Below are 20466 nucleotides of genomic sequence, written 5' to 3'. Positions count from 1 at the left end.
ACCAAGGACCTCACACCATGTTCAAGACCAATGTTGGCGGCATCGACCGCATCCTTCGCATCGTGGCCGGCCTGGCGCTGATCGCGCTGACGCTGACGGGCATGATCGGCGTCTGGGGCTGGATCGGCGTCGTGCCGCTGGCCACCGGCCTGATGAGCAGCTGCCCGCTCTACAGCATCGTCGGCCTCAACACCTGCCCGATGAAGTCCTGAGCCGGCGAACAGCCCCGCTCGGTCGACGCCGCCCCTTGTGGGCGGCGTTGTCGTTTCAGGGCGGCGTATCCAGGTCGGTGGCGGCCGTGGCCGGATCACGGTAGGCCGCGAAGATGTCGCGCAGCGGTGTCTCGCGGCTCGGTGACGGGCTGATCAGCGAACGCTCCAGCTCCTGCAGGTGACGCCGCATCTCGCCGGCCGCTGCCGCACCGCTGCTGGCCGATAGGGCTTCGATCAGCTCGATGTGGCGGTGCGCCACGCAGGCCGGGTGACCGGGGCGCTGGTAGAGCGCCATCAGAATCGATGTGCTGGGCAGCAGCTCGTCGAGCAGGCGCACGAACACCGGGTTGCCACACATCTGCGCCAGCGCGCGGTGGAACTGGCCCGACAGGCGTATGGCGGCTGGCCGGTCGCCACGGGCATCGGCCTCGGACTCGGCCTGCACCAGCTCGCGCAGGTGTGTGACCTGTGCCGCATCGAGCCGGCCGGCCAGCCGGCGGGCGATCTCGCCCTCGACCACGCGGCGCGCGTCAAAGACATGGCCGGCCTCGTCGCGGCTGGGCTGCGGCACCTGGGCACCGCGGTTGTGGTGCAGCTCGATCACCTGATCCTGCGCCAGCCGGTTCAAGGCCTGGCGGATGACGGTGCGCGAGACCGCGAAGCTGGTCGCCAGTTCGGCCTCGCGCAAGCGCATGCCGGGTGTCAGCCGGTGTTCCAGGATGGCCGTGTAGATGCCGTCGTAGACCCGCTGCGTGGCGGTCGGCTCGGGCGGGGTGGTGATCGTGGCGGTGGGGCGGCGGACGGCGGGCATCGGGCCGGATGATGACCGAATCAGCCCGCCGCGCGACGCCGCCACAGCGCCACGACCGTCAGCGTCAGGCCCATCACCAGGAAGGACACCACGGTCGTGACCGTTCCGAGCGCATAGATCACCGGCGTGGTCACGGTGGTCGTCAGGCCCTGCAGTTCCAGCGGCAGCGTGTTGAGGTCGCCCATGGCCTGCGAGCTGCGGGCGATCTCGTCCCAGCTGAGCGTGAAGCCGAACATGCCCACGCCGACGAGGCTCGGGCCGATCAGCGGCAGCACCACATGTCGCAGGCTCTGCCAGGGCGTCGCGCCCAGGTCGCGGGCGGCTTCCTCGTAGGCCGGGTTGAAGCGGTTGAAGACCGCGAACATGATCAGCAGGCCGAAGGGCAGCGTCCACGTCAGTTGTGCGCCCAGGCCGGAGGTGTACATGCCCAGCAGCGTCGCGAAGGTCTCGGCCGCCTCGGGCGACCAGCGTTCCAGCGCGGCCTTGACGCCCGCGTCCATCAGCCGGAATTCCAGGCCGATGCCCAGCGAGACGATGATGGACGGCATGATCAGGCTGGCCACCACGACATAGAACAGCGGCGTGCCACCGGGCAGCTTCTTGCGGTAGGCCAGGCCGGCCAGCAGCGACAGCACGACGGTCAACACCATCACCGTGGTGCCCAGGCCGAGCGAGCGCCGGAAGGCCGAGCCGATGTCGACCACGCCGATGCCTTCCCACAGCTTCTGGAACCAGTGCAGCGACACGCCGCGCATCGGGAAGGTCAGGCCGCCTTCGGGGCCCTGGAAGCTCAGCACGAAGATCGCGAGCATCGGGCCGTAGAGGAAGACGACAAACAGCGCGAACACGGTCGCCAGCGCGTAGAAGCTCGCCGGCCTGGCTGCTTTGCGCACCTTGCGTGGGGCAAGCCGCACCTGCCGATCCGGCGTCGTCGGGCTGCTGGGTGCGTCCCCGTGAGGGGGAGCGCCGGAGGGGCCATGGGGGTGGGTCATAGTTCCTTGCGCAGGTTCACCAGCCGCATCAGCGTGGCGATCATCATCAGCACCACCGCCAGCAGGATCACCGCATTGGCCGCCGCGATCGGGAACTGCAGGTAGCTGGCCTGCACCTGGATCACCTTGCCGACCGAGGCGATCTGCTGGCCGCCCATCACGCCGACGGTGACGAAGTCGCCCATCACCAGGGCCAGCACGAAGATCGAGCCGATGATCAGACCGGTGCGCGACAGCGGCAGCACCACGTGCCAGATCGTCTGCCACGGCGTCGCGCCGTTGTCGCGGGCGGCCTCGATCAGGCTGCGGTCGATGCGCATCATGGTGTTGAAGACCGGCACGATCATGAACATCGTGTAGAGGTGCACGAAGGCGAGCACCACCGAGAAGTCGGAGAACAGCAGCCACTCGATCGGCTGCTCGATCAGGCCGGCGGCCTGCAGGCTCTGGTTGACCAGGCCGTTGCGTCCGAGCAGCGGCACCCACGAGATCATGCGGATCACGTTGCTGGTCCAGAACGGCACGGTGCAGACGATGAACAGCACCATCTGCATCGTCAGGCTGCGCACATGGAAGGCCAGGAAATAGGCCAGCGTGGTGCCCAGCACGCCGGTCACCAGCCAGGTCAGCACGCCGAACTTCAGCGTCGACAGGTAGGTCTTGAAGGTCACGCACAGGTCGCCGTCCTCGGTCACCGGGCAGCCGGTGAACACGTCGACATAGCTCTGCACCGTGAAGGCCGGGATCAGCTCGTACTCGGTCGCCTGCCAGAAGCTCACCATCAGGATGAGCGCCAGCGGCACGACGAAGAAGACCACGAACACCGCCGCCAGGGGCGCTGCCTGGAGCCAGGCGATCAGCGATCGGGTGGAGGGTGTTCGGGTCATCTCGTTCAAGCTGCTGCGTTCACGACCGCATCAAGCGGCGACGAACTCGTTCCACTTCTGGACCATGTACGCGTTCTCGTCCATGACCGCGTTCCAGCAGGCGATGCCGCCCATGCGCTGCTCGTAGCTGCCGCCGTCGCGCACCGAACCGGCCTTGGCCAGCAGGTCGCCGTTGGGGCTCTTGATGTCCTGCGAGGCCGGCTTGCCTTCCATCCAGTAGGCCCACTCGTAGGCTTCCATCTTGGCCTGGGCGGTCTCCAGCACGGCGCTGTAATAGCCCTGGCGGTTGAGGTAGGCACCGGCCCAGCCGTCGAGGAACCAGTTGATGAACTCGTAGACGCCATCGGCCTTGCGACCGCTGACGGTCTTGGGCACGCCGAAGCCGGCGGCCCAGGCGCGGTAGCCTTCCTTGAGCGGCTGGAAGGTGCAGGCGATGCCCTTGGTGCGCACGGCGGTGACGGCCGGCGACCACATCGACTGGATCACCACTTCGCCCGATGCCATCAGGTTGACCGACTCGTTGAAGTCCTTCCACAACGAGCGGAACTGGCCGGCCTTCTTGGCCTCGATCAGCGTCTTGATGGTGAGGTCGATTTCCTTCTTGGTCATGTTCCCCTTGTCGGGGTACTTGTAGAGGCCCATGGCCTCGACCACCATCGCCGCGTCCATGATGCCGATGGACGGGATGTTCAGGATCGCCGCCTTGCCCTTGAACTCGGGGTTCAGCAGCTCGGCCCAGGAGTTGATCGGGCGCTTGATCAGGTCCGGCCGGATGCCCAGCGTGTCGGCGTTGTAGACGGTCGGGATCAGCGTCATGAAGCCGGTCGGCGTGGCCGAGAACTTCGTGCTCTTGCCGCCTTCGAGGTACATGACCTTCTTGGGCGCGGTGCCCTGGTCACCCACCTTCTTGCCGGCGACCTCGCCCTTGGTGAACAGCGAGGTGATCTTGTCGGCGTTCTTGATGCGCTTTACGTCGATGCCCAGCAGGTTGCCGGTCGGCACGATCTTCTTGAGCGAGAAGTACTCGGTGTCGATCAGGTCGAAGCTGTTGGGCGCGGTGACGGCGCGCTTGGTCACGTCATCGGTCGTGACGGGGATGTACTGGATCTTGATGCCGGTGTCGGCCTCGAACTTCTCGGCAATGGCCTTGTCCTGGTTCACCGCCGTGCCCAGGTAGCGCAGGACGATCTTTTCCTGTGCGTGCACGAAGGGGAAGCCGGTGATGCCGGTGGCGGCAACGCCGGCCGCGCCGGCGGTCTTCAGGAAGCCACGACGGCTGGGGGCCGTCTCGGTCGTGTCGATCGTGTCGACGGCGGGCGTCGGGTCGAGAGCGGGATCGCGGTCAGCGTTCATCGGAAGTCTCCGGGTTGAGGACGGTCGGGGGAGGGAACGGGGGCGGGAGCAAGGGCAGGAACAGTGGCCAAGAATCAGGTGCGGCCGGGTGGCTCAGGCGATGAGCCCGTGTGCGTCCTGGGCCCACCAGCGCATGGCGACGCGCTGGCCGGGCTCGAAGGGGGCGCTGTGGAACTGGGTGTCGCCGAGCACCGCGACCCAGCGGGCCGGGTCGTCGGTTTCGGGGTCGTCGTTGGTGTGGGCGGCATCGGCCACGAGATGGACCTGCACCTGCGCGCCCTGGTACTCGATGGCCGCGACCGTCACGGCCGGCTCGCCGACATCGGGCGTGACGAGGTTGAGCCGATCGCAGCGCACCGCCACCTTGCCGGCGGGCGTCTCGATGATGTTGTGCGCGCCGATGAAGCGGGCCACGAACTCGGTGCGCGGGCGCTCGAACACGTCGCGGGCGGTGCCGGCCTGCTCGATGCGGCCCTGGTTCATCACCACCACCAGATCGGCCAGCGCCATTGCCTCTTCCTGGCTGTGCGTGACGTGCACGAAGCTCATCCCGAGTTCACGGTGCCAGCGCTTCAACTCCGCCCGCATCTTTACGCGCAGGAAGGGGTCCAGCGCCGACAGCGGCTCGTCGAGCAGCAGCACCTGCGGCTTGAGCATCAGCGCCCGCGCCAGTGCCACGCGCTGCTGCTGGCCACCGGACAGGGCGGCCGGCAGGCGTTGCGCATAGGGTTCCATGTGGACCAGCTTGAGCAGCTCCGTCGCACGGGCCTCCCGCTCGGCCTTGGGCGTGCCCTTCATGCGTTCGCTGAAGGCGACGTTGTCCAGCACGCTCAGGTGTGGGAACAGCGCATAGCTCTGGAACATCATGGCCGTGCCGCGTTCGGACGGTGACAGGTGCGTGATCTCGCGCCCGCCCAGCACGACCGAGCCTTCGGTCGGCTCCTCGTGGCCGGCAATCATGCGCAGCGTCGACGTCTTGCCGCAGCCCGAGGGGCCCAGCAGGCAGCAGTAGCTGCCAGCGGCGATCTTCAGGTCGATGCCGGCGACGGCCAGCGACTGGCCGTAGTCCTTGACCAGGTGGATCAGCTCCAGGTCGGTGCGTGTGCTCATGCTCGGCTTTGTATGCAATGCGTGTGCCAGTGCGGCAGATGGCGGGGCCGGACGGCGCAGCGGCCGGTCGGTCCGCCACGCTGTCGGCGTGCCTCTTGCAACGTTCGGGCCGGGCATGGCTCGTGAGGCCTGTCACACCCGATCGGGCCCGCAGTCGGTGCGCGACCGCCTCCGGATGTGGCGCGACGACCCAAGCTTGTGCATAGTTTGTATGCAATCCAAGCGCCACCGGAGACTGGAAAACCATGAAGCTGCTGATCGTCAATCCCAACACCTCGCGGCCGATGACCGAGGGCATCGCCGCCGCCGCACGCGCCGTGGCCGCTCACGGCACGCGCATCGAGGCGGTCTGCCCGAGCTTCGGCCCGCTGTCGATCGAGGGCCATTTCGACGAGACCGTGGCCGCTGCCGGCGTCGCCGAGCAGGTCAAGCGCCACGCCGGACCCGGCGCGGTCGAGCCGCCGGACGGCATCGTCATCGCCTGCTTCGGCGACCCGGGGCTGGACGCCGCGCGCGAGGTCTCCGGCGCACCGGTGCTGGGCATCGCCGAGGCGGCCTTCCACGCCGCCAGCTTCCTTGCCACCGGCTTCTCGGTCGTCACCACCATGACGCGCACCTGCGTCATCGCCGAGCATCTGGTCCAGAAATACGGCTTCGAGCCACGCTGCCGAGGCGTGCACGGCACCGACATCCCGGTGCTGGCGCTGGAAGACGGCGGCGCCGGCTGCGTCGACGCGATCGAGGCCGCTGCCCGCGAGGCCCTCGTGCGCGACCGCAGCGGCGCCATCGTGCTGGGCTGCGCCGGCATGGCCGCGCTGTGCGCCGAACTGAGCGCCCGGCTGGGCGTGCCGGTGATCGACGGCGTCGCCGCGGCCGTCAAGTTCAGCGAAGCCCTGATCGGCCTGGGCCTGCGCACCAGCGGCCACGGCGACTACGCCCGGCCTTTGCCCAAGACCTACCTCGGCTGGGCGGCACCGCTGGGTTGGTGAAAGGTCCGGGGCGGGCAGACATCCGGGCAAGTCCTGAGTCGGGAAAGGTGCGCGCTCACCATCCTTGTGCCATTCTTTTCGACCCGCGCAGAAGCGTGCCGCTTGCCTGCCATGGCATGACGGTTGCTCGCCGGGACCTGACGCAGTGAGGGCTGCCACCAGCGAGGAGGACCGCGATGCCATCGCATGACCTGAACCACGCGATCCATGAGACCCGCGACGTGCATGAGCACGCCGCCAGCCTGGCCCTGTGGGACCAGCATTACGAGCAGATCTCCGGCGGCCGTTTCGAGGGCCGCATCGAGGAACTTCGCATCGGCCCGGTGCAGGTCTTCCGCGAACAGACCTCGCGCGCGCTGGTCCAGCAGGGTCTGCCGCGACCGGGCACGCTGACGCTTGCGGTGGCCCTGACCGACGAGGCTGACAGCCGCATCTGCGGCCATGCGCTGCGCCCCGACGGCGGCTATGCGGTCATCGCCGATGGCGAGTTCGACCTGGTCACGCACGGCGCCTTCGACGTGCTGGCGCTGGACATCGACCGGCAGGCGCTGGCCGACCACGCCAGCCGCATCAGCGGCGTGGTCGTCGCGGTCGACGACCTGCCCGACCGCGGCCTGCATGGTCACGACCCGCAGCAGGCCGAGCTGCGCGCGCTGCTTCTCGACACCTTGCGCACCGCCCGCGAAAGCCCCGGCCTGCTGCAGCACATGGCCATGCGCCGGGCGCTGGTGCAGACCGCCTGCGACCTGCTGCTGTCGCGCATCCACCTGCCGCTGGCCGACCAGGAGCCACCGGCGACGGCCGCCAGCCGCGAGCGCATCGTGCGCGAGGCCCGCGCATGGATGCGCGCCCATGCGCATGAGCCCATCGACGTGCCGATGCTGTGTGACGCGCTGGGCGTCTCGCGCCGCACGCTGCAATACAGCTTCGAAGCCGTGCTGCAGCTCAGCCCCGTGAGCTACCTGCGCGCCCTGCGCCTGAACGGCGTGCGCCGCGAACTGATGCGCGGCAGCGCCGAGCCGGTGGCCGACTGCGCCGCCCGCTGGGGCTTCTGGCACCTCTCGCGCTTCGCGGCCGAGTACCGCGCGCTGTTTGGCGAGAAGCCGTCGGAGACGGTGGCCAGGACACGGCTCGCGCTGCACTGATCCGCCTGACATCCATCGATAGCCGGATTCGGCAAGCAGCGACCGCCGCCTGCGGGTAAGACCCGAGCCCGCCGCGCGGCAACGACCCCAGCGACGCCCTGCACGTCCCATCCGGTGGGACCACCGGCCGTTGCATCGCCGGCACCCTTGCCGAATCCGGCTCACGCCCGGTCCCCTTGCCTGACCAAGATGCGGTCCATGCCGGTTCGACCCTCATGTCGACCCCGGCGCGGACCGCCTCGTCAACGCATCTGGAACCTGGAGTCAGCCCATGACGACCTTCCTTTCGACCCGGCACTCGCCCGGGCGTCCCACCTGGCGCCATGTCGCCGCCATCGGCCTTCTCAGCCTGTTGGGCGTGACCGGTCTGGCGACCTCCTTCGGCGCGCTGGCGCAGGCCGGCAAGGCCCGGGCGGTGCCCGAGCCGCTGCCGCCCGATCCGCCGCTGACGACGCTGCCGCGCATCGACGCCCAGCACGGCAAGCGGGTCTACGTCATCGATCTGGCGATCAGCCACATCAGCGACGGCCGCATCCGCGTGCTCGACGCGATCAGCGGGCGCTTCCTCGGCATGGTCAGCACGGCCTACGTCGGCAACATGGCGCTGAGCCCGAAGCGCGACGAGATGTATGTCGCCACGACCCACCTGAGCCGCTCCTACCGCGGCGACCGGGCCGATGTGCTGGAGGTCTACGGCGCCGACGACCTCGCGTTCAAGTACGAGGTCGTGCTGCCGGCCAAGCGGGCCCAGGCGCTGAACTACCGCTGGCTGGTCTCGACCAGCGCGAATGGCCGCTTCGTGTTCGTGCAGAACGCCACCCCGGCCACCTCCGTCACCGTCGTCGACCTGCAGACCCGCAGCGTCGCGGCCGAGGTGCCGACGCCAGGCTGCTGGGGCGCACTGCCCTCGGCCAGCCACCCGAGCCGCTTCTCGACCCTGTGCGGCGACGGCACGATGGCGACGGTCACGCTCGACGAGTCCGGCAAGCCGGCCGACCGGCAGGTCAGCGCCAAGCTGTTCGATGCCGACGCCGATGCCTGGTTCCACAACGCCGAGCGTGTGGGTGACCGCTACTGGTACGTGTCCTTCCAGGGCAAGGTGACCGAGCTGAACCTCGGTGGCGCCGTGGCCAAGGTCAGCGCCACGCACGACCTGATCGCCACACCGGCCGAGCGCCGGGCGGGCTGGCGGCCGGGTGGCTACCAGGTGGCGGCGGTCGATCCGAGCGGGCGTTACCTCGTCGCCGGCATGCACCCCAAGGGCGGCGAAGGCTCGCACAAGCTGCCGGCCGACAAGCTCTTCGTGCTCGACCTGACGACCGGCAAGCGGCTGCCCTCGCTGCCCGGCAACATGGCCATTGCCATGACCTTCTCGGCCAGCGGCGAGCGCCTGCACGTGCTCGACGGTGCGACCAACACGCTGCATGTGCTGGGCTGGAAGGACGGCAAGGTCAGCAAGACGCTCGCCAAGCTGGCGGCGGTCGGCGAGACCATCACCCAGCTCGAATCGCACGACTGAGGAGGCGGCCATGCAAGCCTTGCTTCCCTTGTCGATCGGTCCGATCGACCCGCTCTGGCTGATGCTGGCCTGCGGCGCGCTGGTGATCCTGCTGGTGCATGCGGCGGCCGCCAAGCTGCTCGACCGCAGCCTGTTCGAGCAGCATCTGGCGGCCTACGGCGTGGCCGACACGCTCTTGCCCGTGGCCGCCATCGGCATGCCGGTGCTGGAGGCGCTCGCCGCCATCGGCCTGGTCACGCCCTGGCGGGCCGAGGCCGCCGTGCTGGCGGCCGCCTTGCTGGCGCTGTATGCCGGCGCCATGGCCTGGCACCGCCTGCACGGCCGCGTGCTGGACTGCGGTTGCGGTGGCACGCCGCTGCCGCTGTCCTGGGCCCTGGTCGCTCGCAATGCCGTGTTGATCGGCCTGTGCGCGATCGCTGCCCTGCCCGTGCTGCCGCGCGAGATCGGTCTGGCCGATGTCGCCACCGCCCTGGCCGGCCTGCTGCTGGCCTGTGTTCTCTACACCGCGCTGCACCAGTTGCTGCGCCACGCGGCTGCCGTGTCGGCCGCTGCCCAGTCACCCCTTTTCCGGAGCCACACATGAACGCACTCACCGTGTCCGTCGTCCTTCTCTGGGTTGCCGTCATCGCCCTGGCGGTGCTGACCTGGGCCCTGTCGCGCCAAGTTGGCGTGCTGTTCGAACGGGTCGCGCCGATGGGCGCCCTGGTCACCGACTCGGGCCCCGCCGTCGGTGCGGCCTCGCCGATGTTCGAGCTGACCGGCATCCAGTCCGAACGGGTCGAGGTCGGCATGCCCTCGGCCACGCCCTCGCTGGTGTTCTTCCTGTCGCCCACCTGCCCGGTCTGCAAGAAGCTGCTGCCGGTGCTGAAGTCGCTGCGGCGTGACGAGAAGAATCACCTGCGCGTCGTGCTGGCCAGCGACGGCGAGGCGGCCAGCCACCTGCAGTTCATCCGTGACCAGGGCCTGACCGACTTCCCCTACGTGCTCTCGCAGGAGCTGGGCATGGCCTACAAGGTCTCGCGCCTGCCCTATGCGGTCGTGCTCGACCCGCGCGGCACCGTCGTCGCCAAGGGCCTGGTCAACAACCGCGAGCAGCTCGACAGCCTGCTCAACGCCCACGACATGGGCCTGGCCTCGATCCAGCAGTTCCTCGGCGGCGACGAGGCGCTGGCGCGCGAGCAGGGCCATGCCGGGCACGCCCATGCCCATGCCCATGCCCACGCTCAAGCCCAGACCTGACCCCCGATCCGACCCCCACGAAGGAGCCCCGTGATGTCCCTCATCCTCGATTGGTTCGACCGCCTGAGCGAGCGCCGCATGCGCCGCGTCGCGCAGTCGCATGGCCGGCGCAGCCTGGTCGGCCGGCTCGGCGTCGCGCTGGTGGGCGGTGCCGTGCTGCCCATGCTGCCGTTTGACCGCAGCGGCCAGTTCGGCAGCGCCCAGGCCGCCACGCCCAAGCCCGATCCGAACAACCCGGAGAAGTGCGAGTACTGGCGCTACTGCGCCTTCGACGGCTACCTCTGCACCTGCTGCGGCGGCTCGCTGACGCAATGCCCGCCGGGCACCGAGGCGTCCAAGGTGTCCTGGGTCGGCACCTGCCTGAACCCCAACGACAACCGCCACTACCTCGTGTCCTACAACGACTGCTGCGGCAAGAGCGCCTGCGGCCAGTGCATCTGCAACAACAACGAGCGCGAGCGGCCGGGCTACCGCCTGGGCGTGCACAACGACATCAACTGGTGCATGGCCAACACCAGCCCGATGTTCCATTGCACGACGTCCGTGATCGTCGGCCTGGCCTCATGACGATGGCCCGGTGCGCGAGCGCCCGCGCGGCGGTTCTGGCCGGGCTCATGGCCCTGGCCGGAGCGGCTGCGGCCGCCGACGGCGCGGCGCTGTATGCGACCCACTGCGCCGCCTGCCACCAGGCCGATGGCAGCGGCACGCTGGGTCTGGCGCCGGCCATCAAGGGGCCGCACTGGGCCACGCTGGCGGCCCGGCGCGACTACCTGCCGACGGTGCTGCTCAAGGGCATGGCCGGCATGATCAAGGTCAATGGCCAGACCGTGGTGGGCTCGATGCCGGCGTTTGCCGCGCTCGACGACGCCACGCTGGCCGCCATCGCCAACCACCTCGCGACGCTGCAGGGTGACGCCGCCCGTTTGCCCTACGAGGCCGCCGAGTTCGCGCCGCTGCGCGCGGCGGCCGGCGATCCGGCCCGCACGCGCCAGTTGCGGCGCAGCGTGCTGGGCGATTGAATCGCGCCGTGCCCGTGCCCGTGCAGGAGATCCGCATGACATCCCGCCGCCTGAAGTCCTGGTCCGCCGCGCTGCTGATCGTCATGTCGACGCTGGCGGCCTCGGTGGCCGCACAGTCCGACCCGATCGGCACCTTCACGCCCAGCGTGCCGCACCGCCCGCTGGCGCTGGCCAATGGCATCCGCTTCGACGGACCGGCCACCGCGCCGGTGCAGGGCGCGCGCAACCTGTTCGTCGTGCACTGCGCCGGCTGCCACGGCTTTGACGGTGCCGGGCATCCGGACCAGGGCGTGCCCGACATGCGCGGCCCGCTCGGCCACTTCCTGCACCTGCCCGAGGGCCGCGGCTTCCTCGTCCAGGTGCCGGGCGCGAACAACGCCGGCCTGAACGACGCCCAGATCGCCGCCGTCACCACCTGGCTGCTCAGCCAGTTCTCGCCCGCCACCGCACCACCGGGCTGGCGGCCCTACACGGCCGAGGAAGTCGCCCAGTGGCGCAGCCAGCGCCCGGCCGACGTGGCCGCCCGCCGCGCCGAGATCGTGGCGCGGCTCAAGGCGCAGGGCATCTCGCTGTACTGAGCGCGCCGGCGCCGGCGCTCAGTCGTCGTCGCGCAACTGCCACCCCTTCATCAGCTCGGCCTGCACGGCCGGCGGCACCGGGTCGTGGTGGGCGTAGGTGAGGGTGTAGCGGCCGGCGCCGCGGGTCAGCGCGTTCAGGCGCAGCTGGTAGCCCGACAACTCGGACTGCGGCGCGCGGGCCCGCACGCAGGCCAGGCCAGCGCCCAGGGTGTCGGTGCCGCGGACCTCGCCACGGCGGCTGGCCAGGTCGCCGGTGATGTCGCCGATCAGCGCTTCGGGCGCGTGGATCTCCACGTCCACGACCGGCTCCAGCACCGCCGGGCCGGCCTCGCGCATGGCTGCGACGAAGGCCTTCTTCGCGGCCGTGACGAAGGCGATCTCCTTGCTGTCGACGCTGTGGTGCTTGCCGTCCAGCACGGTCACGCGCACGTCGACGACCGGGTGCCCGCTGATCACGCCGGCCTCCATCGCCAGCCGCACGCCTTTTTCGACCGCCGGGATGTAGACGCCCGGGATCGCCCCGCCCTTGACCAAGTCGACGAACTCGAAGCCCGCGCCGCGTGGCAGCGGGTCGACCTGCAGGTGGACCTCGCCAAACTGGCCGGCCCCGCCGGTCTGCTTCTTGTGGCGGAACTGCGCTTGCGCGGTGCGCGTCAGGGTCTCGCGGTAGGCGATGCGTGGCGGGGCGGTGTCGACCTCGACCCGGTAGGTCTCGCGCAGGCGTTCGAGCAGCACGCGCAGGTGCAACTCACCCAAGCCGTAGACGACGGTCTCGTGTGTGCTGGCGACCTGCTCGATGCGCAGGCAGGGGTCCTCGGCGGCCAGCTTGGCCAGCACCTCGGCCAGGCGCTGTTCGTCGCCATGGCGGCGCGGCTTGAGCGCCAGGCCATGCACCGGGTGCGGGAACGACAGCGGCTTGAGGTGGATGTGGTCATCCTCCGGCGCATCGTGCAGCACGGCGTCGAAGGCGATCTCATCGACCTTGGCGACCGCGACGATGTCGCCCGGCCCGGCGCGTTGCACCTCGACATGGTCCTTGCCCTGCAGCATGAAGAGGTGGCCGACCTTGAACGGCTTGCGTGCGTCGCCCACCACCAGCAGGCTGTTGGGCGTGATGCTGCCCTGGTGGATGCGCAAGATGCCGAGCTTGCCGACATAGGGGTCGATCGCGACCTTGAAGACATGCGCCAGCACATGGGCGGCCGGGTCGACCGCCGCGTGCATCAGCGTGGCCGACTCGCCCTCGCCACGCAGGAAGTCGGGCAGGTTGCCCTCGGTCGGGTCAGGCAGCAGCTGGGCGATCACGTCCAGCAACTGGGCCACGCCCGCGCCGGTCTTGGCTGACACGAACACGACCGGGATCAGATGCCCTTCGCGCAGCGCCTGTTCCAGCGGCGCGTGCAGCTCGCGGGCGTCGACATCGCCTTCTTCGAGGTAGCGCTCGACGAAGGCGGCGTCCACCTCGACGACCTGTTCGACCAGCGCCCGGTGCGCGGCCGCGACGCTGGAGAAGTCGGCCTCGTGGCCCGGTTCGGCCTCGGGCCGGAACCAGCAATCGACCACCTCGCGGCCCCCGTTGGCCGGCAGGTTCAGCGGCAGGCACTCGCGGCCGAATGCGGCCTGGATCTCGGCCAGCAGGTCGGCCGGCTTGACGCCGGGCGCGTCGATGCGGTTGACGATGACGAGGCGGTCCAGGCCACGCTCGCCGGCCCAGGCCATCATCTGGCGCGCCATCGGCTCGACGCCGGCCGTCGCGTTGACCAGCACGGCGGCGGTCTCGACCGCCTCCAGCGCCGGCAGCGACTGGCCGAGGAAGTCGGCATTGCCGGGCGTGTCCAGCAGGTGGACGCGCACGTCGCCATGCAGCAGGTTCATCACGCTGGTCTGCAGCGAATGCTGCATGCGGCGCTCGATGACATCCCAGTCGCTGACGGTGCTGCCACGCTCGACGTTGCCGGCCGCACCGATCGTGCCGCTGGCCTGCAGCAGCGCCTCGCTCAAGGTGGTCTTGCCCGAGGCGGCCGGACCGACCAGGGCCAGCGTGCGGATCCGGTGGATCGCTGCTTCGTCTGCGGCCTGCGGGGTCGACGACGACTGGGTGGAACTCGAAGGCTGGGCGGCGCGGCCGCCCTGTGCTGGGCTCGACATGAGTCAGTCTCCTTCGCACCCGGCCACCGTTTGCGGCGGGCGCCTTGTGGGGTGGATCGTCGGTCCAGCCTACGCCGATCAGGGGCGGGTCACAAGCTGTGGCCTTGCACGGATCGGTGGGCCCCGGGCGAGCGCGCGAGCCACGGCCGACGATCGTGTTCACAGATCCGGAAACCGTGTCGACCTGTGCCATTCAGCACAGAAAGTGAACGGCCGCTAGACTGCGCGGCTCGGGTTTGTCCCAGTTCTGTCCCGTCGCCAGCCGACCGGTTGCAGGTGGGTTCAGACCCCGGGGGCTGACCCCGATGGCGCGGTTCACCCAGCCAGCCGCAGCCTTCCCCACGATCCCGCCGACCGCCGCGCCAGCCGCCGCCAGCGTGCGCTCCCCGGGCAGAACCTGACGTTGATCGATCCTCTGCCATGACCGACCCCTTCCTGAGCCCCTTCCCTCTGCGCCGCACCGGCCTTGCCGCTGCGGCGCTGGCTTTTCTGCTGACCCTCGCCGCCTGTGGTGGCGGGTCCGCCGCCGGTCCGGGTGGGCCGGGTGGCATGCCGCCGCCGCCGTCGGTTGGCGTGGTGACGGTCGAGCCGGCCGATGTCGAGCTGCTGACCGAACTGCCCGGCCGGCTCGAAGCCTGGCGCACCGCGCAGGTCCGTGCCCGCATCCCCGGCATCGTCCAGAAACGCCTGTACACCGAAGGCAGCCTGGTGAAGGCCGGCCAGCCGCTGTTCGAGATCGATCCGGCGCCTTTCCGTGCGGCCGTCGAGAGCGCCCAGGCCAACGTCGCGCGGGCCGAGGCTGGCGTGGCGCAGGCCGAGTCGGTGGTCCAGCGCAACCGGCCGCTGGCCGCCGCCCAGGTCGTCAGCGATGCCGAATGGGTCGTCAACCAGAACGCGCTCAAGCTGGCCCAGGCCGATCTGGCCGCCGCCCGCGCGGCGCTGACCACCGCCCGCATCAACCTCGGCCACGCCTCGGTGCAGGCACCGATCGCGGGCTTCATCGGCCGCGCCCAGGTCAATGAGGGTGCGCTGGTCGGCCAGGGCGATGCGACGCTGCTGGCCACCATCCAGCAGACCCGCACGATGTACGTCAACTTCACCCAGTCAGCCAGCGAGGCGATGCGCCTGCGCCGCGCCTTCGAGGCCGGCCAGTTCAAGCGCGTCGGCGGTGCCGGTGCCGAGGTGAAGCTGGTGCTGGACGACGGCAGCGTCTACCCGCGACCGGGCAAGCTGCTGTTCTCCGACCTCAGCGTTGACGCCGGCACCGGTCAGGTCACGCTGCGCGCCGAGGTGCCCAACCCCGACGGCCTGCTCTTGCCCGGCCTGTACGTGAAGGTGCGGCTGGCCCAGGCCCGCGCCGACGGCGGCATCCTGGTGCCGCAGCAGGCGGTCACACGCGGTGGCTCTGGTGGGACCGACGTGCTGATGGTGGTCGGCGAGGGCAACATGCCCGCGCCACGGCCGGTCAAGATCGGTGGCGCGAACGGCCAGAACTGGGTCGTGCTGGACGGCCTGAAGGCCGGCGAGCAGGTCATCGTCGACGGCTTCCAGAAGATGCGCCCGAACACCCCGGTGACGCCGGTGCCGTGGACGCCCGGTGGCGCGCGGCCTGCTGCGGGCGCCCCGGCGGCTTCGGCCGCTGCCGCGCCGGCCTCGGCCGCTTCGGCCCGCTGACCCGAAAGCCGACGCATGAACTCGAAGTTCTTCATCGACCGACCCATCTTTGCGTGGGTCATCGCGCTGTTCATCCTGGTGCTGGGTGCGGCGGCGATCACCCGCCTGCCGGTGGCGCAGTACCCGACGGTGGCGCCGCCCGCCATCGTCATCAACACGGCCTACCCGGGCGCATCGGCCCAGGTGCTCGAAGACAGCGTGCTGGCCGTCATCGAGCAGGAGCTCAACGGCGCGCCCGGCCTGATCTACATGGAATCGAGCGCCGACGCCAACGGCAGCGGCCAGATCACCGTCACCTTCGAGCCCGGCACGGATGTCTCGATCGCCCAGATCGAGGTCCAGAACCGCCTCAGCCGCGCCACGCCACGCCTGCCCACCGCCGTGGTCCAGCAGGGCGTGCGGGTCGACAAGGCGCGGGCGAACTTCCTGCTGTTCGTCTCGCTGACGTCGACCAACCCGGCCTATGACCCGGCCGCGCTGGGCGACTACGCGGCGCGCAACATCCAGCCCGAGCTGCTGCGCATCGCCGGTGTCGGCCAGGCCCAGCTGTTCGGCACCGAACGCGCGATGCGCGTCTGGATCGACCCGCCCAAGCTGCTGTCCTATGGCCTGAGTTCGGCCGACGTGGTGGCCGCGATCCGCGCGCAGAACATCCAGGTCTCGGCCGGTTCGGTCGGTGGCACACCCAACCCGAAGGACCAGACGGTCTACGCCACCGTCTCGGTGGCCGGCCAGTTCACCTCGACGGCCGAGTTCGGCCAGGTGCTGCTGCGCGCCAATGCCGACGGCTCGACCGTGCGGCTCAAGGATGTCGCCCGCATCGAGCTGGGCGGCGCCAGCTACGCCACGTCCTCGCGCCTGAACGGCAAGCCGTCGACCGGCATCGGCATCCAGCTCTCGCCGACCGGCAACGCGGTGGCGACCGCTGCGGCCATCAAGGCCCGCATGGCCGAGCTGCAGAAGTTCTTCCCGCAGGGCGTGGCCTACGAGGTGCCCTACGACACGTCGAAGTTCGTCAGCATCTCGATCCAGCAGGTCGTGGTGACGCTGCTGGAAGCCGTCGCGCTGGTCTTCATCGTGATGTTCGTGTTCCTGCAGAACATCCGCTACACGCTGATCCCGACCATCGTCGTGCCGATCGCCCTGATGGGCACCTTCGCCGTCATGCTGACGATGGGCTACTCGATCAACGTGCTGACGCTGTTCGGCATGGTGCTGGCCATCGGCATCCTGGTCGACGACGCCATCGTGGTGGTCGAGAACGTCGAACGCATCATGGCCGAGGAAGGCCTCTCGCCGGTCGAGGCCACGCGCAAGGCGATGGGCCAGATCACCGGCGCGATCATCGGCATCACCGTGGTGCTGGTCAGCGTCTTCGTGCCCATGGCCTTCTTCGCCGGATCGGTGGGCAACATCTACCGCCAGTTCTCGGTGGCGATGGTGTCGTCGATGCTGTTCTCGGCGCTGATGGCACTGACGCTGACGCCGGCCCTGTGCGCGACGCTGCTCAAGCCGATTCCGAGCGGCCACCACGAGCGTCGCGGCCCGTTCGGCTGGTTCAACCGCGCCTTCAAGCGCACGACCCACGGCTACGAGGCGCTGGTCGCCCGCATCATCCGCAAGGCCGGCCGCTACCTGCTGATCTACGGTGCCGTGCTGCTGGGCGTGGCCTGGCTCTACAAGAGCCTGCCGACGTCCTTCCTGCCCAACGAGGACCAGGGCTACCTGATCGTCAACGTGCAACTGCCGCCAGGTGCGACGGTGCACCGGACCGAGGCGGTGATGAGCCAGGTCGAGGGTTTCTTCCTCGCCCAGCCGGAGGTCGACAAGGTCGTGGGCGTGGTCGGCTTCAGCTTCTCCGGTGCCGGCCAGAACGCGGCCATCGCCTTCGTGCCGCTGAAGGACTGGAAGGAACGCCAGGGCCCGCAGCACTCGGCCCAGGCGCTGGCCGGGCGCGCCTTCGGGGCGCTGATGGGCATCCGCGATGCCTTCATCTTCCCCTTGTCGCCGCCGCCCATCCCTGAGCTGGGCACCGCCACCGGCTTCAACTTCCGCCTGCAGGACCGCAGCGGACAGGGCCATGACGCCCTGGTCGCCGCGCGCAACCAGCTGCTGGGCATGGCGCGCCAGAGCAAGGTGCTGGCGGGCGTGCGGCCCGACGGGCTGGAGGACGCGCCGCAGGTCAAGCTCGACATCGACCGCGAACGTGCCGCCGCGCTGGGCGTGTCCTACGACAGCATCGCCAGCGTGCTGGCGACCGCCTTCGGCTCGGCCTATGTCAACGACTTCCCCAACGCCGGCCGCCTGCAGCGCGTGATCGTGCAGGCCGACGCGAAGTCCCGCATGCAGCCCGACGACCTGCTCAAGCTCAACGTGCCGAACAACCGCGGCCAGCAGGTGCCGATGGCCTCGTTCGCGTCGACCCGCTGGGTCACCGGACCGGTCCAGACGGTGCGCTACAACGGCTACCCGGCGATGAAGATGGGCGGCGACGCGGCGCCCGGCTACAGCACCGGCGAGGCCATGGCCGAGATGGAGCGCCTGGCCGGTCAGCTGCCGCCGGGCTTCGGCTACGAGTGGACCGGCCAGTCGCGCGAGGAGAAGCTCTCGGGCTCGCAGGCCATGATCCTGCTGGCCTTCTCGATGCTGGCGGTCTTCCTCTGCCTGTCGGCCCTCTACGAGAGCTGGAGCATCCCGGTGGCCGTGCTGCTGGTCGTGCCGCTGGGCGTGCTGGGTTCGCTGACCGGCGTGTGGCTGCGCGGCATGCCCAACGACGTCTACTTCAAGGTCGGCCTGATCACCATCATCGGCCTGTCGGCCAAGAACGCGATCCTGATCATCGAGTTCGCCAAGGACCTGCAGGCCGAGGGCAAGGGCCTGCTCGAAGCCACGCTGGAGGCCTGCCACCTGCGTTTCCGGCCGATCGTGATGACGTCCTTCGCCTTCATCCTGGGCGTGCTCCCGCTGGCGATCGCCAGCGGCGCGGGCTCGGCCAGCCAGCGTGCCATCGGCACCGGCGTGATGGGCGGCATGATCACGGCCACCGTGCTGGCGGTCTTCCTGGTGCCGGTGTTCTTCGTGGTCGTGCGCCGCCTGTTCCCGGGCGCGCGACTGGTCCACCTCGGTGGCACCATCGCCTCGCCCGCGTCTGACGCGGCCACCGCTGAAGCCCTGGGCGGGAAGCACTGACATGACCGCTCACCTCCGAACCCGCATGACGACGAAGACGACGATGCGTGAAGACTCCATCCTCCTGCTGCGCCCGCTGACACTGGCCGTGGCCGTCACCTTGCTGACCGGTTGCGCCGACCTGGCGCCGACCTACCAACGCCCGGCCGCGCCGGTGCCCGCGCAGTTCGTGCTGCCCACGGCGGCGGCGGCCTCCGATGCCGCTGCGGCGGCCGCCGCCTTGCCCGCATCGGCCCCGGCCGAGCCGCTGGCCTGGGGCGACTGGGTGCGCGACACCGGTCTGCGCCGTCAGGTCGAGGCCGCACTGGCCCACAACCGCGACCTGCGCGTGGCCGCCCTCAACGTCGAGCGTGCCCGGGCCCAGCTTGATGTCTCGCTGGCTGACCGCTACCCGACGATCGGTGCGGGCGTGACGGCCAATTCGTCGCCCAACCCGGCCACCGGCAACCAGGCCCAGAGTTACACCGCCGGCCTGCAGCTGGCGAGCTGGGAAATCGACTTCCTCGGCCGCATCCGCACCCTCAACGACGCAGCGCGCTCGCAGCTGCTGGCCACCGAAGCCGGCCGTCGCAGCGCCGAGCTGAGCATCGTCGCGGCCGTCACCCAGACCTGGCTGGCGCTGCTGGCCGACCGGCAGGCGATTGACCTGGCCCAGCGCAGCCTGGCCAGCCGCGAGCAGACCCTCGCGCTGACGCAGTTGCAGGTCAAGGCGGGCGCCACGTCCGTGCTGGCGCTGCAGGGCAACCTCAACCTCGTGTCGCAATCGCGTGTCGCCTTGCAGCAGGCCCTGCGCCAGCGGGCCCAGAACCTGTCGACGCTGTCCCTGCTGACCGGCAGCCAGCCGGCCGCCGATGCGGTCCCCGGCCTGCCGCCGCCACCGCCCGCCGCGACGGCCCCCAACGCCAACACGGCAGCCGTCGACACGACCGCCGCCGTGCTGGCCGACGATCCGCTGGCGGGCGTGCTGGCCGATGTCCCGGCCGGACTCGACGCCAGCGTGCTGCTGCGCCGCCCCGACGTGGTGCAGGCCGAACGCCAGCTCGAAGCCGCCAACGCCAACATCGGCGCAGCCCGCGCGGCGATGTTCCCGCGCATCACCCTGACCGGCAGCGCCGGCCAGGCGTCCAGCCAGTTCAGCGGCCTGTTCCAGGGCGGCAACTTCGCCTGGACGCTGGGTGCGCAGGCGCTGATGACGATCTTCGACGCCGGCCGCAACCAGGCCAATGTCAACGCCACGACCGTGGGCCGCGACATCGCGGTCGCCCAGTACGAGCGCGCCATCCAGGCCGCCTTCAAGGACACCGCCGACGCGCTCGACGGCCTGTCGACCTGGCGGGCCCAGCGCGAGGCCCAGGCCGAGCAGTCGGCCAGCGCCCGCGAGATCGCCCGCCTGACCGACCTGCGGGTGCGCGCCGGTGCCGCCAGCGAGCTGGACCGGCTGGACGCCCAGCGCAGCCTGCTGCAGGCCGAACAGGCGCTGCTGCAGACCCGGCTGGCCGAGCAGCTCAACCGGGTCGCGCTGTGGAAGGCCTTGGGCGGCTGATCGCCCGACGGGTTGACGCCGGCATAGCCCCAGTCTTGCTGCGTTACCCGGCGTGATG

18 protein-coding genes are annotated in these 20466 nt (G+C 70.0%); 12 read left to right on the top strand and 6 right to left on the bottom strand.

Annotated elements, in window-relative coordinates; genetic code table 11:
* The first annotated feature begins 17 nt into the window (after positions 1-17).
* A complete protein-coding gene (locus EV685_RS14690; RefSeq protein ID WP_130482772.1) occupies positions 18-212 on the top strand; it encodes a YgaP family membrane protein in 195 nt (64 codons plus the stop codon).
* A 55-nt stretch (positions 213-267) separates the two neighbouring features.
* Here the strand turns inward: EV685_RS14690 and EV685_RS14685 are convergent, their stop codons facing one another.
* The 5 genes from EV685_RS14685 to EV685_RS14665 form a co-directional block, all read right to left on the bottom strand.
* A complete protein-coding gene (locus EV685_RS14685; protein ID WP_130482771.1) occupies positions 268-1023 on the bottom strand; it encodes a GntR family transcriptional regulator in 756 nt (251 codons plus the stop codon).
* 20 nt (positions 1024-1043) lie between these two features.
* Positions 1044-1937, bottom strand: coding sequence for an ABC transporter permease (locus tag EV685_RS14680; RefSeq protein ID WP_242615601.1), 894 nt, complete (start codon positions 1935-1937; stop codon positions 1044-1046).
* A 74-nt stretch (positions 1938-2011) separates the two neighbouring features.
* Entirely contained in the window at positions 2012-2902 is an 891-nt protein-coding gene (locus EV685_RS14675; RefSeq protein ID WP_130482769.1) for an ABC transporter permease, read from the bottom strand.
* A gap of 30 nt (positions 2903-2932) precedes the next feature.
* Positions 2933-4255 (bottom strand): ABC transporter substrate-binding protein, encoded by a 1323-nt coding sequence (locus EV685_RS14670; protein ID WP_242615600.1) that lies wholly within the window; start codon positions 4253-4255, stop codon positions 2933-2935.
* 93 nt (positions 4256-4348) lie between these two features.
* Positions 4349-5365 carry an ABC transporter ATP-binding protein gene (locus EV685_RS14665; protein ID WP_130482768.1) on the bottom strand — a complete coding sequence of 339 codons (1017 nt, stop codon included), beginning with the start codon at positions 5363-5365 and terminating at the stop codon, positions 4349-4351.
* Between the two features lie 245 nt (positions 5366-5610).
* Here EV685_RS14665 and EV685_RS14660 point away from each other — a divergent pair, with 245 nt between their 5' ends.
* From EV685_RS14660 to EV685_RS14625, 8 genes are all read left to right on the top strand, one after another.
* A complete protein-coding gene (locus EV685_RS14660) occupies positions 5611-6354 on the top strand; it encodes an aspartate/glutamate racemase family protein (RefSeq protein WP_130482767.1) in 744 nt (247 codons plus the stop codon).
* A 176-nt stretch (positions 6355-6530) separates the two neighbouring features.
* Positions 6531-7499: a helix-turn-helix domain-containing protein gene (locus EV685_RS14655; protein ID WP_130482766.1), complete on the top strand. Its 969-nt coding sequence runs from the start codon at positions 6531-6533 to the stop codon at positions 7497-7499.
* 271 nt (positions 7500-7770) lie between these two features.
* Positions 7771-9018, top strand: coding sequence for an amine dehydrogenase large subunit (locus EV685_RS14650; protein ID WP_130482765.1), 1248 nt, complete (start codon positions 7771-7773; stop codon positions 9016-9018).
* A gap of 10 nt (positions 9019-9028) precedes the next feature.
* Positions 9029-9601 (top strand): MauE/DoxX family redox-associated membrane protein, encoded by a 573-nt coding sequence (locus EV685_RS14645; RefSeq protein ID WP_165396814.1) that lies wholly within the window; start codon positions 9029-9031, stop codon positions 9599-9601.
* A complete protein-coding gene (mauD, locus tag EV685_RS14640) occupies positions 9598-10257 on the top strand; it encodes a methylamine dehydrogenase accessory protein MauD (RefSeq protein ID WP_130482763.1) in 660 nt (219 codons plus the stop codon). The genes EV685_RS14645 and mauD overlap by 4 nt, the downstream gene beginning before the upstream one ends.
* A 33-nt stretch (positions 10258-10290) precedes the next feature.
* The gene (locus EV685_RS14635) at positions 10291-10824 is read left to right on the top strand and encodes a methylamine dehydrogenase light chain (RefSeq protein ID WP_130482762.1); all 534 of its coding nucleotides are present in this window, start codon (positions 10291-10293) and stop codon (positions 10822-10824) included.
* On the top strand, positions 10821-11276 hold the full coding sequence (locus EV685_RS14630; RefSeq protein ID WP_130482761.1) for a c-type cytochrome: 456 nt from the start codon (positions 10821-10823) through the stop codon (positions 11274-11276). Before EV685_RS14635 ends, EV685_RS14630 begins: the two co-directional genes overlap by 4 nt.
* A 35-nt stretch (positions 11277-11311) precedes the next feature.
* Complete coding sequence (locus EV685_RS14625; RefSeq protein ID WP_130482760.1) at positions 11312-11854, top strand: c-type cytochrome; 543 nt, start codon at positions 11312-11314, stop codon at positions 11852-11854.
* 18 nt (positions 11855-11872) lie between these two features.
* On the opposite strand, the gene fusA is transcribed toward EV685_RS14625, so the two are convergent.
* Complete coding sequence (gene fusA / locus EV685_RS14620; RefSeq protein ID WP_130482759.1) at positions 11873-14002, bottom strand: elongation factor G; 2130 nt, start codon at positions 14000-14002, stop codon at positions 11873-11875.
* 420 nt (positions 14003-14422) lie between these two features.
* On the opposite strand from fusA, the gene EV685_RS14615 reads away from it, so the two are divergent.
* Genes EV685_RS14615 through EV685_RS14605 form a run of 3 tightly spaced genes read left to right on the top strand, consistent with a single transcriptional unit; the run spans position 14423 to position 20408 of the window.
* Positions 14423-15676 carry an efflux RND transporter periplasmic adaptor subunit gene (locus EV685_RS14615; RefSeq protein ID WP_130482758.1) on the top strand — a complete coding sequence of 418 codons (1254 nt, stop codon included), beginning with the start codon at positions 14423-14425 and terminating at the stop codon, positions 15674-15676.
* Positions 15677-15691: 15 nt separating this feature from the next.
* Complete coding sequence (locus EV685_RS14610) at positions 15692-18865, top strand: efflux RND transporter permease subunit (protein ID WP_130482757.1); 3174 nt, start codon at positions 15692-15694, stop codon at positions 18863-18865.
* A 25-nt stretch (positions 18866-18890) separates the two neighbouring features.
* On the top strand, positions 18891-20408 hold the full coding sequence (locus tag EV685_RS14605) for a TolC family protein (RefSeq protein ID WP_242615599.1): 1518 nt from the start codon (positions 18891-18893) through the stop codon (positions 20406-20408).
* Positions 20409-20466 lie beyond the last annotated feature (58 nt).

The sequence above is a fragment of the Sphaerotilus mobilis genome, from assembly GCF_004216565.1.
GTDB classification, from domain to species: domain Bacteria; phylum Pseudomonadota; class Gammaproteobacteria; order Burkholderiales; family Burkholderiaceae_C; genus Sphaerotilus; species Sphaerotilus mobilis.
Note: the sequence above shows the minus strand (reverse complement) of the source record. Positions and strands in the feature narration are given on the sequence as shown.